The following is a 14,714-nucleotide window of genomic DNA, read 5'->3' on the forward strand; positions in this document are numbered from 1 at the left end:
AAAACGGCCATGAAGAGCGCATTTTCAAACTGCTGTTCGAATGCGCCGTGGCGCCGTATTTCCTCGGATTCGCCCGAAACGTGGCCAACCTGGGCGATCTCGCCAGGGTGGTGGACACCTTCGGGTGGAACGAGGCGTCCGAACTGGTCTGCAACCTGGGCGCCAAGATGGTCGGTCAGGGGCGGGACGAGCCGGAGCGGTTCCACCGCGACGCCGTCCGCCTGCTGGGTGACATGGCTCCCGCGCTCGAGTCGCAGGACTACGCGGGGAACACCCGGACCGACTACGATGAGAACGCGCTCGTGGACGCCCTGTTGAGCGTCGACGTCGAGCGTTCTTTCGAGGCCGTGGCGCGTGCCTTGAAGGACGGTGTGGCTATCGAGCGGCTCATCACGACCTTCGTATTGCTGGCCGCGGACCGCATGGCGCGCACGCCCGTGAACGTCGACGCCGGATGGGGACCGCTGTCCACCGAATACAACCTGGCGGCGTCGTTGCGGCACGTAATGGCATACGGCGGTCCCGCGGCCGCGGCGAAAGGCCTGTTCCACGCCGCCTGGCAGATCTTCGACAACCGCTGGATCAACATTCCCGCCCGTTCCCTCGACGAACCCCTTTCTGATCATCCTTCGGACGCGCCGGACGCGGCCGTTGCGGCGGAGCGCATCGTCCATTCCATCAAATCGCTGGATATTCACGGCGTGGGCGACCAGGTGGTGGGTTACCTGAACAGCGGCTTTGACGGATCGGAACTGCTTGAGGAAATAGGACGGGCGATTCTGTGGGACGATACCAACATGGAACTTCTGCCCACGCTGCGTGTCACTTTCAATGAATGGGAAGGCGCAAACGGTGAAGACGCCGCCGGCGGATCAGGGCATCCGTCCCGGTACCAGCTCCTGGTGGGGCTGGTCCGGTACGCGACGGACGTGCGTTTGAACAAGAACAGCATGGCATCCATCAACACGGCCATGCGGTTTTCGGAAGGTCGGACGACCGTTGAAGTTTTTGACGAATAGGGCCGGACGACCGTCGAAATTTTTGACGAGTAGAGATCAACGGACTGCAAACACGGATCATCGGAGAGGTAATCTGTTATGGCGACGGAACAGAATGGATACGTAAGGGTGGCGGGCGCGGACGAAGTGGCGGACGGGAAGCCCAAGGCCGTGAAGGTGGAGGGCAGGAGCATCGCCCTCTTCAGGCACAATGGGACCATCTACGCCACGGACAACCAGTGCCCTCACATGGGCTATCCGCTCACGAGGGGACGGGTGCGGAACGGCGTGCTGACCTGCGACTGGCACGGATGGAGTTACGATCTCGGCGGGGGCGGCTGTTTTACCGGGGGGTGCGACGATCTGGAGACCTTCCCCGTGGAGGTGCGTAACGGCGACGTGTTCGTCAGTGTGAGCGAAGGCGGGTCGAAACGGTCCGACGCCCATCTCCTGCTCCTGAAGGAAGGACTCTTTTCCACCGACCAGTGGACCATATCCAAGGCCGTGGCCATCATGCTGGCCCGGGGCGTATCCGAAGAGGATACGTTGAACCTCATCATCCGGCACGGCGGCCGGCACATCGCCACGGAACGGGGGGCCAACGACGGCGGCGGAGAGGTTTCGGATTTCATCAACGGGATCAAGGTGGCGCGGCAGTACGAGAGCGACGACCGTATCATCCCGCTGACCTTCGCTGCTCACGGTCTGTCGGGGCGCGCAGGGGACCGCCCCGGCATCCAGCGGCTGCCCGATCCGATCACCTGGGAGAAACTCGAGGGATGGATACGGGTGTTTTCAAAGGACAAGAAATGGGAAGGCATCGAGAAGTGCCTGATCACCGCCCGGCGGCTGGGCGGCCATGACCACGAGATCCTTCCGCTGCTTTACGAATGCGCGGTAGCGCCCCATTTTCTCGGCAATTCGAACAACCTGCTAAACATCGGCTACATCGCGGAAGTGCTCGAGGAATTCGGCTGGGAGGAGGCCGAGGAACTGGTCTGCAACCTGTCGGCCAAAATCCTGGGACAGGAGCGGGGGCTGCCCGACGAGATCAGGCAGACGGCCATCGACCGGTTCATCGCAGACACGGAGACGCTGGATTCTCTCGGGGACGGGCCGTCTGGCGGTTCCGCTTCTGGCAGTACCGACGCGCGTTTCGATGAAGACGCCTTCGCGGAAGGCCTGGTCAGCGGAGAAATCGGACCGACATTCGGCGTGGTGACCCAGGCGTTGAAAGACGGCGTTCCGATCGAGCGCATCGTGACGACCATGGTGGTGCTCGCCGCGGACCGCATGGCGCGCACGCCGGTGAACATGAACCCGGGATGGGGGGGCCTGGTCCGGGAGATGATGATGGCCTCTTCGGTGCGCAAGGCCCTGCGGTTCGGCGGACATCGGGTCGCCGCCCAGGGACTGTACCACGTCGCCTGGCAGTTCTACGGCGACCGGTGGCTGAACATCACCCATCGGCCGCTGTCCGAGTCCCGCGGAAGTCTGCAGCCGGGAAGCGCGGACGAACCCGAAGCGATCGAAGGCGTGCTTTCTTCCATAGAGCAGATCCAGATCAGGGAGATCGGCAGACAGACCCGGGACTACCTGCGGTCGGGATACTCGGGAGACGCGTTGCTCCGGGAACTCGGCCTGGTGATCCTGAAGGACGACAACGGCCGGAACATCCTCTCCACGCTGCGTACGATCTTCGACGAATGGACCCTGTGCGAAGATCATCCCTCGCGCAACCAGTTGCTGGTCGGTCTCGCGCGCTGGGCCACCGACATCCGGCGCGCCACGGGCAGCCAGTCCGCCGCGGCGACCGCCCTGCGGTTTGCCAAGGGGCAGACTGCGGTGGACCTGTATGAGGCGTAAGTGGAAGTCATGTACTATAAGTCATGCAGTGGAGAATCCTGGACTACAGAGATAGGGGTTGTACTCAGGACAAGCTTACTCTCTTACAGCGGGAAACCGGTCTGGTTAGATGATCCTAGTGTCGGGTCAGAAATTGGAAGCAGCCCCGTAAATCATCGACCGTTCCAGTTGGCTGGACTGGATCTTTTGGGATGAATGGTGAACTACTGAGACCATAAAAGGAGGCCATGAGGCATGACGGGACTGCAAACGAGCTTTTTGCTTTTTCTCTTTGGACTGTCGTCGCTCACATCAGTGGCTTGGTCACAATCGATGAGCAGTGCTTCGCTCGAGAAATGTCTGGATAAGTCGCAGGCTTTGCCGGATCGATTTGTGGCATGCCGGTCGGCTGCGGAGGAGGGGTTTCCAGACGCACAAGTGCATCTTGGAGACCTGTACGATTGGGCTCATGTGTACCCTCAAGGCGCTGGCATTCCTGATGATGACACCGAGGCGGTGAGATGGTACCGAATGGCCGCCGAACTGGGAGATGCCATGAGCCAACAGCGTCTGGGAGATATGTACGCAGACGGACGGGGTGTACCGGAGAACGACATGGAAGCAGTGAAATGGTACCGACTCGCTGCCGAGCAGGGATATGATCGCGCCCAGCTGGATCTCGGTGACATGTTTATTCGAGGAGAAGGTGTTCCTGGGGACTATGTTCAGGCATATGTCTGGTACAACCTTGCTGCTGCTCAGGGTAACGAAGAAGCGGCTCTCAAAAAAGACAAACTGGCAAAATGGATGACACGTGACCAGGTTCAGAAGGCTCAAAGCCTCAGTTCAGATTTGTTTCGGCGTATTTCAGGTAGACAATGAAGAGACAGGAGTTATGTCACAGTTCAAGGTTTTTAGCCTAGCTTACTCATAAACAGCCTTCGTCAGTTGGATATATTTGAGTTAAACCACTTTCAGTTTCGCACAGGACTTCGGCGATTACCAGCAGGCGATTTTGCATCGTACCGATTTTGTCGCGACTGAACCTGTAGCGCATGCGGAGCCGGAAGGAACATTCGACGAGGAAAAATTCGACGATGCTGGCGAGAATGTACTGCTTGATGATCTCCCGAAGTAAGTTGGATGCGCCTCGATAACTGTCACTACTTAATGTATGTTTTGCATTTGACATGTCAACTGTTTGAATCTATTGTCTTCTGTAGGGAGCGAGTGTCCAGCGGGATTCCGGATAAGATCGAATGATTGAGACAGAAACCAACATTCGTTGAAGGTGTCAACAATGGGTCGTCTTCGAAGAAACTATCATGGGGATAGTGAATGACCTTGAGAAAGGAGGGGTCTGATCTTGACAAACGATGAGTGGAATCACACTCGTTGTAACTTGGAAGAAACCAGGTCCTGAAATCTTGACCAGTAAGATCCGACGAATTTTCGAACACGATGCCCGCTAATTTAACACAAGTGTTATACATTAAATCAAAACACAAATTCAACATACTAACGAATCGATATGAGGTCCCTCCGTAATGAACCAAAGACCAATCCCTAATACCGCCTTGCCGAATTCGACAGGTTCTGGTCGCCGAATCGCAACGAAGAAAAGAAGTGGACGACGCAAGATCGCCTTTGGCTGGTATGGCGGCAAGTATTCCCATCTCGATTTCATCCTGCCTCATCTACCAACCGACTGCCGGCATTTCTGCGATGTATTCGGTGGTTCGGCGGCAATCCTCATCAATCGCGAACCGGTGCCGGTCGAAACATACAATGATCTCGACTCCGAACTTGTTAACTTCTTCCGTATCCTGCGTAATCATCCGGACGAGTTAACGCGGGCGGTTTCGTTAACACCGTTTTCGAGAGAGGAGCTTGTTCTCGCCTGTACGCCATCCGAGGGTCTATCCGACCTCGAGCGCGCGAGACGTTTCTATGTTCGTGCCCGCCAGACCCGGACCGGGCTTGCTCAAACCAGCAGTGAGGGACGATGGGCTCATTGCGTGCTTACATCTCGGGCCGGTATGGCCGGGGCGGTTTCGCGGTGGCTTGGTTCAGCCGAGTTTCTTCCGGAAATCGCTCAACGGCTCTTAAGAGTTCAAATCGAAAACGCGCCTGCCGTGGACGTTGTCCGCCGGTACGATACGGACGATACGGTGTTCTATGTGGATCCTCCCTATGTCCACGAGACTAGAGGCGATGCCAACGCTTATGCATTCGAAATGGACGACCGTGCTCACGAAGAACTGGCCGAGGTCCTGAACGGTGCCCGTGGACACGTCGTGCTTTCAGGATACAGAAACCCGCTCTATGACCGGCTGTACGACCGCTGGAGACGCGTCGACGCGCCGGAAAAAACATGTCATTCCGTTCGATCGAAGAGACAGGAATCCCTGTGGATCAACCGATGAATCCGACGGTGAGTCGTTATGAACAGGGATGAGCTGTCGGACTGGCTCGATTCTGCCTGGGAGACGGTCTGTCAGTCGGCGTATGACGAGCCTGACCCCGAAGTCGATCATTTTGTTAATCACAGATTGACTTCGATTCGCTATGCCGTAATTACTCAACTGCTTGCGAAAATCGTCAATCCTGTTCGAGACATTCTTCGCCTGACCAGTGAAGGCACGTCCGAAGACACAGCACCCAGGACGCTTGCATCGGCTGTGGTGGTTCCCTGGAGTCAGACGAACGACAATGTGCTCGGCGGCAGCGCCGATCCCTACGTCAACAATCCCCTTCGTCGAGATTCTCTCCTGTCCGACGAAAGTACGATCAGAACCAGTGATCGGGCGGAATGGGCCCGTCTCGCAGAATACCTGGATCATTGGAACCAGGCTGATCGTGCTGATATCGAGAGTCAGGTTTTTCGCGTACTGCGATGTATCGCGCGACGGCGAGATCGTCAGAAGATCATATATCCCGTCCCCGACCGCGTCAGCAGCAGACTCCTCGCGAATGTGGTCGAAGTGTTTTTGGCCGAACCGAGTGGCGGTCTGCGTCCGCTGATTGTCGTCACCGCGCTCATGAAGACCCTTGGATCGACCTTCTCTCTGTTCACTCGGGTTGAATCGCAAGGTCTGAATGAAGCGGACACCGCTCGGAACAGGCCCGGGGACGTGATGTGTTACGGACCGGCAACGGGAGACGAGAACAGTGGTAGCGACGAAGAGCTTCGTCTCGTGGTTGAAGTCAAGGACACGACAATCACTCTACAGCAAATCGAACACTCGTTGGCCAAGGTCAATGCAAGCCGCGAAACGACACACGATCTGCTCTTCGCATCACCGGCGATTGCCGAAGTCGACGCGTTGGTAATCAGTGCCCGGCTCGACCGTGCCTGGCGGCAGGGATTGGACGTCAAAAGAGTTGACGTTCTGACTTTGGTTCGGGCTACGACCGTATTACTCCGGAATGCTGAACGCATTGAGTTTCTTCATAAAATAGGTGAGGAACTGAACCAGCGCAGTGAGCATGCGCACCGCGACACGTGGCGGCGACTATTGGAAGAGGCGGAGTAAACATCGAGGCGTCTCGATCAGGCGAGGTCCGAGCGACGCGCGATGGTTTTAAGAGCAAGTTGCGTGAATATGACTTGTAGCTGTTTTCGGCACCACGGACATGCGGTTTAAGGGAAAGATGAACATGGACAGGCGCACCGTGGGCGAAGGACTGTACGAACTCTACCGGCAAGACCCCGACGAAGCCGACCGGCTGCTGTTTGGCCGCCAAACCCACCCGGACAGGCGGGGATTCCTGAAAAACGCGGGCCTGGCCGCCATGGGTGCGCTGGTCGGGGCTTCGATCCCCTTTCATCGCAATATGCCCGCCCACTTCATTCCCGTGGCGCTCGCCGCCGAAGCCGTCATTCCGGGCAAGGATGGTCTCACGGTCCTCAATGACCGACCCATGTGCGTGGAAACCCCGCCGCATCTCCTTGATGACGCCATCACCACCCACCGAAGACATTTCGTCCGAAACAACGGGCTGATGCCCGAAGACCTGGACGCATCGCGCTGGAAACTGGCGATCGACGGCCTGGTCGACAAACCGGTGACGCTTGGTCTGGACGATCTCGCCAGCCGCTTCGAGGTCGTAACCCGTTCGCTGGCCTTGGAATGCGCGGGAAACGGGCGGGCATTCTTCGACCCGAAGACGAAGGGCGAACAGTGGACCTACGGCGCGGTGGCCTGCTCGGAATGGACGGGGGTGCGACTGTCGGACGTCCTGAAGGCCGTCGGAGTGCACGACGGGGCCGTCTACACCGCCCACTACGGCGCCGATACCCACCTGTCCGGCGAGTCGGCCGGGCTTCCAATCTCCCGCGGGGTGCCGATCGACAAGGCCATGGACGAGCACAATCTCATCGCCTTCGCCCAGAACGGGCGGCCGATCCACCCTATGAACGGCGGGCCTCTCCGGTTGATGGTCCCGGGATGGCCCGGGTCGTGTTCCCAGAAATGGTTGATCCGCATAGAGATACGGGACCAGGTACACGACGGGGCCAAGATGGCCGGCACCTCTTACCGCTTGCCGGGCCGGGGGATCGCACCCGGCGAGGCCGTGGACGAAAAAGACTCCCGCATCATAGAGGACATGCCAGTCAAGTCGCTGATTTCCCATCCCGCGACGGGGCACAGAACAAATGAACGGTCAGTGGAAGTGCGGGGCCATGCGTGGACAGGCGAGGGGCGCGTCGACTCGGTTGATCTTTCGATCGACTTCGGGGCGACCTGGATGCCCACGACGCTGGATGAACCGGTGAACGCCTACGCCTGGCAGAACTGGCGGACCGAGGTGCCGTTTCCGCGGGAGGGGTATTACGAGGTTTGGGCCAGGGCGATGGATTCGCAAGGGGTTAGCCAGCCCCACGCCATCGCGTGGAATCCCGGCGGCTACCTGAACAACGCCATGCACCGCGTCGCGGTTTACGCGGAGTAAGCCTCGTCCTTCCGGCGCACTTTTGTATTCGATAATCTTCGATAGAATCCTACTAATCCGAAAGGGGACAGGCAGAATCACTAAATGCTTTTGATAACGTATCAAAATTGATACACTTTGAGATACGGCATTTACATGTTGAGTGTCGTTTTTAAAGGACTGAAAATGATCGCGAGCGGCTAAGCTGGGAGATTCGCCAGAATGACTTCTATTAACAAACACGTTGGAAGCGATTTCGATGACTTTCTGAAGGAAGAAGGACTGACTCAGGAGGTAGAACGAGTCGCGATCAAACGAGTGATTGCTTATCAAGTGGGGCAATACATGTTAAATCAAGGACTGACCAAGACAGAGATGGCCCGGCGAATGCACACGAGTCGCGCCTCACTGGATCGCCTTCTGGATCCGGAAAACAGTTCGGTCACGTTGCAGACCCTGGAACGGGCGGCCCGTGCGCTGGGAAGACAACTTCATATCGTCCTGGTTTGACGCTGATCTCGATTTGCTACACGTTATCCACCGCGGGTCGCGGCAGATCAGTCCAGTGGCCGGTGGGATCGGATCCCTTGACGATCACGCCTTCCTTGTTCCAGTTGAGTTCGGCGCGCACGGACGCGGCGCAGTACCGAAGCGTCAGGCCGCACCGGCGCCGGTCCGACGTGTTGAGCCCGGATCCGTGTAGCAGCAGGTCGCTATGCAGCGAAATCTCGCCCGCCTTGAGTTCGATATCCACCTCGGTGCCGTACATCTCGACTTCCTTCACCGTCTGGTTGAGCACGTTGTTCTCGGCATCTTCGCTCAGGTGGTAGGTCAGGTGGCCGTAGTGGTGCGATCCGGCCATGAACCGCATGCAGGCGTTGCCCGTGTCCGCGTCGTCGATGGCCAGCCAGGCGGTGACCGTCTTTGACGGCGAGAGCGGCCAGAAGCTGGCGTCCTGGTGCCAGTTGACGATCTTGCCGTCTCCCGGAAGTTTGCAGAAGAAGTGGGCGCCCCACCCGACGACGTCATCCCCCAACAGGTCGCTGATGTAGGCGACGATCCGCGGATCGTTGATGATATCGTGCACCATGCCCGACTTGAGGTGGGCCGATATGATGGAGTAGTTGTGGTCGCCCCGCGCCATGACCTGCTCGATCATGCCGTCGAATTCGTCCCGTATGGCGCCGATCTCCGTGTCCGAGTATATCCTGAACGGCTTCAGATAGCCCTGTTCGTTGAAGGTATCGATCTGCGCGCTCGATAGCATGGTCGGATGATCGTTGCGGACCGGATGGTACCGCAGGTCGCGCGACATGCGGATCAGATCTTCCGGGGTCGGCATCTGCTTGAACCGGGTGTCCTGCAGGGTCGTCTGAGCCATGGGAACGCTCCTTGTGCTGGCTGCCGGCCTGGTTGCCGGCCTCAGTCTGCGTTTTTCGCTTTCAATATGACGTTCTCGGTTTCTTTTTCCCAGGTTTCGTTGTAGACCAGGGGTCTAGGCCTCCGCGGCGGATAGTCCGGCGGTGGATTATCCGGGTCGTTCAATTCCAGGCGGTCGCGGCCCCGAGGCGCTTCGTACCAGTGCTTCTCCCGTTCGGCCGCCTCGATCTCCCTGCGCAAGATGAATTCCGCGTGATCGAAACCGGAGATCGCCGCGTCGGCCAGGAACACGCGATGCACCTCGCTGCCGTCCCAGGTTTCCAGGTCCGGCAGGACCACCGGGCCCGTGCATACCTGAAACTCGGCGTCTTCCTCGTTAATATTGATCAGATCCACTGGAAATTCAAGAGTTACCTTTAAACCCCGGCCCGGCAGGTCCGAATGGTTCGGTTGGCCCGATTGGCCCGGTCGGCCCGGCTGATCAGTCTCCCGGTAAACGATCCTGCCATTCATGAGATCCCGGTTCGTTGTCGCGTCCACGACAGCCCGGGCATGGGTCAGCGTTTCCACGGAATCGTAACGCCTGATGTCGATTTCGTGGGCGTGGAACTGCTTCTCCAACGGGGTCCCGGCGATCTCGGCGGGCTCGGTGCTCGGCCTGCGCGAAATGGGAATGCTCAGGTTCCGGCTGAAAGCCATGCGCCATTCATCGCTGGGGATCTGAAAGAGGTTTCGGCGGGCGATCGTGTATTCCGTGCGACAAGGCGCACCCAGGTACAGATCGGTCTTGCGTCCCGTTTCCAGGTTTTCCACCGTACAGGCCGCTTCGAGGTGGAACCGCACCTGGTAGGCCTGTCCCGGCACGCCGACGAACCCGCCCTTGTACTTGTATACGAGGTCGGACTCCCAGGGCCAGGACCTCCAGTGGAAGGAGGAGCGATGAAAAGCGATCATGGGCGTGGATCCAATCGCGTTCTTATACCGGACCTTAAAGGCGCGGCCCGGGCATATTCAGATTCAGTGCGGCGATGTTCCATAATGACTCGTTTATCGGGCCGAAGCAATACAAAACTGACCCTTCGCCCGAAGCGGCGGCGCCTTGATTTTTGTTGCGAGCGAAGGATGGGAACGCTACATTGAAAGAACGTTTCAAACGGCAAATGACGGCGCGCAACCCCGGCAAATGACGGTACGCAACCCCATTGCACACGTCGGCTTACGGACTGGATATGACGCAGGATTCCTCACGTTCGGAGTATGAAATTGACTTGGACCGCGTAGAGTCCCTGGAATGGCTCGAATCGCTGGACTATGTACTCCAGACTTCCGGCCCCGGAAGAGTGCGCCAGTTGATCGCCCAGCTCCAGGCCCACGCCCGCGGCAAGGGCGTCCGGCTCCCCTTCGCCGAGAACACGCCTTATATAAACACCATCCCGCCCGACCAGCAGCCGCCCTATCCCGGCAGCGACGAACTCGAACACCGGATACGCAACATCATCCGGTGGAACGCCATGGCCATGGTGGTCCGCGCCAACACGGCGGACAAGTCCCTCGGCGGGCACATCGCCACCTATGCCTCGGTCTGCAATCTCTACGAGGTGGGATTCAATCATTTCTTCCGCGGTCCTGGAGACGGCTACGACGGCGACCAGATCTTCTTCCAGCCCCACTCGTCTCCCGGCATCTACGCCCGGGCTTATATCGAGGGGCGGTTCAACGAGCAGCACCTGGACAACTTTCGGCGGGAACTGCGGCCGGGGGGCGGCCTTTCCTCCTACCCCCATCCCTGGCTCATGCCCGATTTCTGGGTCTTCCCCACGGCTTCCATGGGGCTCAGCGCCATCATGTCCATCTACCAGGCGCGGTTCAACCGCTACCTGGAAGACCGGGGTCTCAAGCAGGGCAACGGATGCAAGGTCTGGGCTTTTCTGGGCGACGGGGAAACCGATGAGCCCGAGGCGCTTGGCGCCATTACGCTGGCAGCGCGCGAGAAGCTGGACAATCTGGTCTTCGTGGTCAACTGCAACCTGCAGCGGCTGGACGGCCCGGTACGGGGCAACGGCAAGATCATACAGGAACTGGAAGCCGCCTTCCACGGGGCCGGATGGAACGTCATCAAGGTGATCTGGGGGAGCGGCTGGGATCCCCTGCTGGCCCAGGACGACGAAGGACTGCTCGTCAAGCGCATGGGCGAGATCGTCGACGGGCAGTACCAGAAATACACCGTTTCCGACGGCAAGTACCAGCGGGATCATTTTTTCGGCGTGCATCCCAGGCTTATGGAGATGTCCAGGCTGCTCACCGACGAGCACGTGCGGACCATCATTCGGGGCGGCCACGACCAGGAGAAGATCTACGCGGCGTACAAGGCCGCCGTGGAACACCCGGGCGCGCCGACCGTCATCCTGGCCAAGACGATCAAGGGGTACGGCCTGGGCGAATGGGGTGAAGGAAAGAACACCGCCCACCAGCAGAAGATGATCGACGAGGACGGACTGCGCCACCTGCGCACCGAGCTGGGCATCCCCCTTTCCGATGACGAGGTCCGCGAAGCGCCTTATTTCAGGCCGGCGGCGGACAGCGCCGAGATGGAGTACATCCGGGAACGCCGGGAAGCTCTCGGCGGCTACATCCCCAGGCGTAACGTCGTGAATCCCGGCCTTCCCGCGGCCCCGAAGGACGAGGTGTTCGACGAATTCAAGGCGGGGACGGACGGTCGCGAAGTCTCGACGACCATGGTGTTCACCCGGATGCTTTCGCGTCTGCTGCGCGAACCCGAGATCGGCAGGCTGATCGTCCCCATCGTGCCCGACGAGGCCCGCACCTTCGGCATGGAAGCCCTGTTCCGTCAGTGTGGCATCTATTCTCACGCCGGCCAGCTCTACGAACCGGTTGACATCGATACGCTGCTCTATTACAAGGAGGCGCAGGACGGCCAAATCCTCGAGGAAGGCATTACAGAAGCCGGCTCCCTGTCGTCCTTCGTGGCCGCCGGGACGGCCTATTCAACCCACGGCGTCAATACGATCCCCTTCTTCATCTTCTATTCCATGTTCGGCCTGCAGCGCGTGGGCGACCTGATCTGGGCCGCCGCGGAAATGCGCACGCGGGGGTTCCTGCTGGGCGGTACGGCGGGCCGGACGACGCTGAACGGCGAGGGACTTCAGCATCAGGACGGCCAGAGCCACCTGCTGGCCGACCCGGTACCCAACCTGCTGACCTACGATCCGGCCTATGCCTACGAACTGGCGGCCATCATCAAGGACGGCATCCGGCGCATGTACGTCGACCAGGAAGACCTCTTCTACTACATCACCGTGCAGAACGAGAACTACGCCATGCCGTCCATGCCGGAAGGGGTGGAAGAAGGCATCCTGAAGGGGATGTACCGGCTCACTTCGCTGAACGGGGGTACGGCAAAAGCCCATCTCTTCGGAAGCGGCTCCATCATCAACGAATCGCTGAAGGCCCAGGAGATGCTGGCCGAAGACTACGGGGTCGAGGCGGACGTGTGGAGCGTGACCAGCTACAAGCAGCTGCGGCGCGACGCCATGGACGCCGAGCGCTGGAACCTGCTGCACCCGTCGGAATCGCCCCGCGTGCCCTACATTTCACAATGTCTCGAGGAAACGGGAGGGGTGTACGTCATGGCCTCCGACTATGTCAGGACCCTGCCGGATTCCATCGCGCGCTGGGTGCCGGGTCCCGTGGTTTCGCTGGGAACGGACGGTTTCGGGCGGAGCGACAGCCGGCCGGCGCTGCGGAACTTCTTCGAGATGGACGCCCGGTTCATCACTCTCGGAACCCTCAACGCCCTCGCCCGGAAAGGCGATCTCTCACCGGACGTCCCGGAGCGCGCCATGCGCAAGCTGGAAATCGACCCCGAGAAGGCCAATCCCCTGGACGTGTGAACCGGAGTTCAGTGCGTGTGATCGGTCGATTGATTGGTATCCGCGTCCGGCTGATCCGCGCTGGACCGGCGACGGTATCCCCGCGTCCACCGTATCCCCGCGTCCACCGTATCCCCGCGTCCACCGTATCCCCGCGTCCACCGCTCGCCGCTTGACCGGCGTCCGTGTGTGTGCGATAGGGCGCGACAGCGCTGGATCAGGCGTAGAGTGCGTTGCTGAAGGCGCGGCGGTACTGGCGCGTCGTCGGGTGACCCTCGCCGAGCATGCCGAAAATCGCGACGCAACTCCGCCGGGCGCCTTCGTCGTCATAATCCCGGTTCTTCTCCAGCACCGCGATGAAACGCTGCAGGGCGAGATCATACTCCTCTCGCCTGAGATGCTCGATCGCCTGGCAATAGACCGGCTTGACCGGATCTTCCTCGAGACGTTCCGGCGCGTCCAGGTACAGGAATAGGCCGGCGATGGTTTGCAGCACGGCCGCCGAATCGTGGAATTCGGAGCCCGGTTCGATCGGTTTCAACAGGTCCAGGCACCGCCCGGGATCTTCATTCAGGTACGTGCGCGCCAGGCACACCGTCGCCTGCTCGTTGTCCGGTTCGGACGCCAGGACCTCCTCGAGCAACACGCGGGAATTCTCAGTGTCCCCGTCTTCAAGGCGCCGGAGCGCCTCTTCCAGCTGTCGCGCGTGGGGGCTCGGCAGGGCCTTCTTCAGCCACTGTTCGATCATGGGTTCAGGCAGCGCGCCCGTGAACTCGTCCCTTACTTCCCCGTCCACGAAGAGCTTGACGTTGGGAATCCCCTGAATGCCGTACTGCATGGCGACGTCCCGGTTGGTTTCCGTGTTCACCTTGACGAGTTTCCACCGGTCCCGGTGGCGTTCGGCGAGGGATTCGATCACGGGACCCAGCATCTTGCAGGGTCCGCACCATTCCGCCCAGAAATCGACCAGCACGGGGATGACATGGCTTCTTTCCACTACCTCTTCGTTGAAGTCCGATACCTCGTAGTTCATGGCCTTTCCTCACCGGTTTGCGGCATGCACGGCGGTGAGCCGTCTGTTGACACGAATACTGGTTGGGGTTATCTTTCGATTCGGTTTATGGGGTGGACAGGCCTTCATCCGCCGTCGCCAAAGAGTCTGCGATGGGTATCGATCACGATGTCGGCCATGTTCTCCCAAGTCGTACGGGACGTATTGAACACCACGTGGTAGAGTGTCGGGTCCGTCCAGTCGTGGTGGTAGTTGTGCTGAAGGTACAGCGCGCGCTGGCGGTCCTTTTCCTTGATGAGTTCGGCTGCGCGGTCCCGCGAGAGGTTCATCTCGTCCATGATTACGTCGACCCGGTATTCGACCGGCGCGATGAACCGGGTGTGGAAGACGGTCTTGCTGTCCGAGAGGATGCACTGGCTGCCGCGCCCGACGATGATGATGTTTTTTCTGCCGGCCAGCGAACGGATGGTGTCCTGCAGGATCTGGAGATACTCCCCCCGGTCCAGAAAGGTGTTCTTGAGGGAGGTGGGATCCTTCGTACCCTCGTCGTCGCCCGGCACATAGGGCCAGATGAGGGGCGGGTATTCCGGGGACAGGGAGTAGACGGTTGAAGGAGTGAACAGTTCGCCGAGGAACCGGCGGATGGTCGATTCG

General features: G+C 59.6%; 12 protein-coding genes. 8 read left to right on the forward strand and 4 right to left on the reverse strand.

Going from position 1 to position 14,714, the window contains the following annotated elements; genetic code table 11:
* The 7 genes from OXG98_03595 to OXG98_03625 form a co-directional block, all read left to right on the forward strand.
* A partial coding sequence (locus tag OXG98_03595) for a hypothetical protein (protein ID MCY3771092.1) occupies positions 1-1,019 on the forward strand: 1,019 nt, incomplete at its 5' end.
* Between the two features lie 78 nt (positions 1,020-1,097).
* A complete protein-coding gene (locus OXG98_03600) occupies positions 1,098-2,864 on the forward strand; it encodes a Rieske (2Fe-2S) protein (GenBank protein ID MCY3771093.1) in 1,767 nt (588 codons plus the stop codon).
* A gap of 234 nt (positions 2,865-3,098) precedes the next feature.
* Positions 3,099-3,725: a tetratricopeptide repeat protein gene (locus OXG98_03605; GenBank protein MCY3771094.1), complete on the forward strand. Its 627-nt coding sequence runs from the start codon at positions 3,099-3,101 to the stop codon at positions 3,723-3,725.
* A 665-nt stretch (positions 3,726-4,390) separates the two neighbouring features.
* Positions 4,391-5,269: a DNA adenine methylase gene (locus OXG98_03610; protein ID MCY3771095.1), complete on the forward strand. Its 879-nt coding sequence runs from the start codon at positions 4,391-4,393 to the stop codon at positions 5,267-5,269.
* 18 nt (positions 5,270-5,287) lie between these two features.
* On the forward strand, positions 5,288-6,379 hold the full coding sequence (locus tag OXG98_03615; protein ID MCY3771096.1) for a restriction endonuclease, SacI family: 1,092 nt from the start codon (positions 5,288-5,290) through the stop codon (positions 6,377-6,379).
* 118 nt (positions 6,380-6,497) lie between these two features.
* Complete coding sequence (locus tag OXG98_03620; protein MCY3771097.1) at positions 6,498-7,799, forward strand: sulfite oxidase; 1,302 nt, start codon at positions 6,498-6,500, stop codon at positions 7,797-7,799.
* Positions 7,800-8,000: 201 nt separating this feature from the next.
* The gene (locus tag OXG98_03625) at positions 8,001-8,288 is read left to right on the forward strand and encodes a helix-turn-helix transcriptional regulator (protein MCY3771098.1); all 288 of its coding nucleotides are present in this window, start codon (positions 8,001-8,003) and stop codon (positions 8,286-8,288) included.
* A gap of 16 nt (positions 8,289-8,304) precedes the next feature.
* On the opposite strand, the gene OXG98_03630 is transcribed toward OXG98_03625, so the two are convergent.
* Together OXG98_03630 and OXG98_03635 are read right to left on the reverse strand one after the other, a co-directional pair.
* A complete protein-coding gene (locus OXG98_03630; GenBank protein ID MCY3771099.1) occupies positions 8,305-9,159 on the reverse strand; it encodes a phytanoyl-CoA dioxygenase family protein in 855 nt (284 codons plus the stop codon).
* A gap of 41 nt (positions 9,160-9,200) precedes the next feature.
* Positions 9,201-10,112 carry a hypothetical protein gene (locus tag OXG98_03635; protein MCY3771100.1) on the reverse strand — a complete coding sequence of 304 codons (912 nt, stop codon included), beginning with the start codon at positions 10,110-10,112 and terminating at the stop codon, positions 9,201-9,203.
* Positions 10,113-10,387: 275 nt separating this feature from the next.
* Here OXG98_03635 and aceE point away from each other — a divergent pair, with 275 nt between their 5' ends.
* A complete protein-coding gene (gene aceE / locus OXG98_03640; protein MCY3771101.1) occupies positions 10,388-13,069 on the forward strand; it encodes a pyruvate dehydrogenase (acetyl-transferring), homodimeric type in 2,682 nt (893 codons plus the stop codon).
* A 196-nt stretch (positions 13,070-13,265) separates the two neighbouring features.
* Here aceE and trxA read toward each other — a convergent pair whose 3' ends face one another.
* Both trxA and OXG98_03650 read right to left on the reverse strand, forming a co-directional pair.
* Positions 13,266-14,081 (reverse strand): thioredoxin, encoded by an 816-nt coding sequence (trxA, locus tag OXG98_03645; GenBank protein MCY3771102.1) that lies wholly within the window; start codon positions 14,079-14,081, stop codon positions 13,266-13,268.
* Positions 14,082-14,185: 104 nt separating this feature from the next.
* Positions 14,186-14,714 (reverse strand): cytidylate kinase-like family protein (locus OXG98_03650; protein ID MCY3771103.1); only part of this gene is annotated, 529 nt, incomplete at its 5' end.

The sequence above is a fragment of the Gemmatimonadota bacterium genome (genome assembly GCA_026706345.1).
Taxonomy (GTDB): domain Bacteria; phylum JAAXHH01; class JAAXHH01; order JAAXHH01; family JAAXHH01; genus JAAXHH01.

Bases quoted from the DNA above. Each gene is read 5' to 3' on its own strand.
- OXG98_03600 (MCY3771093.1), top strand. From the start codon at position 1,098: ATGGCGACGGAACAGAATGGATACGTAAGGGTGGCGGGCGCGGACGAA.
- OXG98_03605 (MCY3771094.1), top strand. From the start codon at position 3,099: ATGACGGGACTGCAAACGAGCTTTTTGCTTTTTCTCTTTGGACTGTCG.
- OXG98_03610 (MCY3771095.1), top strand. From the start codon at position 4,391: ATGAACCAAAGACCAATCCCTAATACCGCCTTGCCGAATTCGACAGGT.
- OXG98_03615 (MCY3771096.1), top strand. From the start codon at position 5,288: ATGAACAGGGATGAGCTGTCGGACTGGCTCGATTCTGCCTGGGAGACG.
- OXG98_03620 (MCY3771097.1), top strand. From the start codon at position 6,498: ATGAACATGGACAGGCGCACCGTGGGCGAAGGACTGTACGAACTCTAC.
- OXG98_03625 (MCY3771098.1), top strand. From the start codon at position 8,001: ATGACTTCTATTAACAAACACGTTGGAAGCGATTTCGATGACTTTCTG.
- OXG98_03630 (MCY3771099.1), bottom strand. From the start codon at position 9,159: ATGGCTCAGACGACCCTGCAGGACACCCGGTTCAAGCAGATGCCGACC.
- OXG98_03635 (MCY3771100.1), bottom strand. From the start codon at position 10,112: ATGATCGCTTTTCATCGCTCCTCCTTCCACTGGAGGTCCTGGCCCTGG.
- aceE (MCY3771101.1), top strand. From the start codon at position 10,388: ATGACGCAGGATTCCTCACGTTCGGAGTATGAAATTGACTTGGACCGC.
- trxA (MCY3771102.1), bottom strand. From the start codon at position 14,081: ATGAACTACGAGGTATCGGACTTCAACGAAGAGGTAGTGGAAAGAAGC.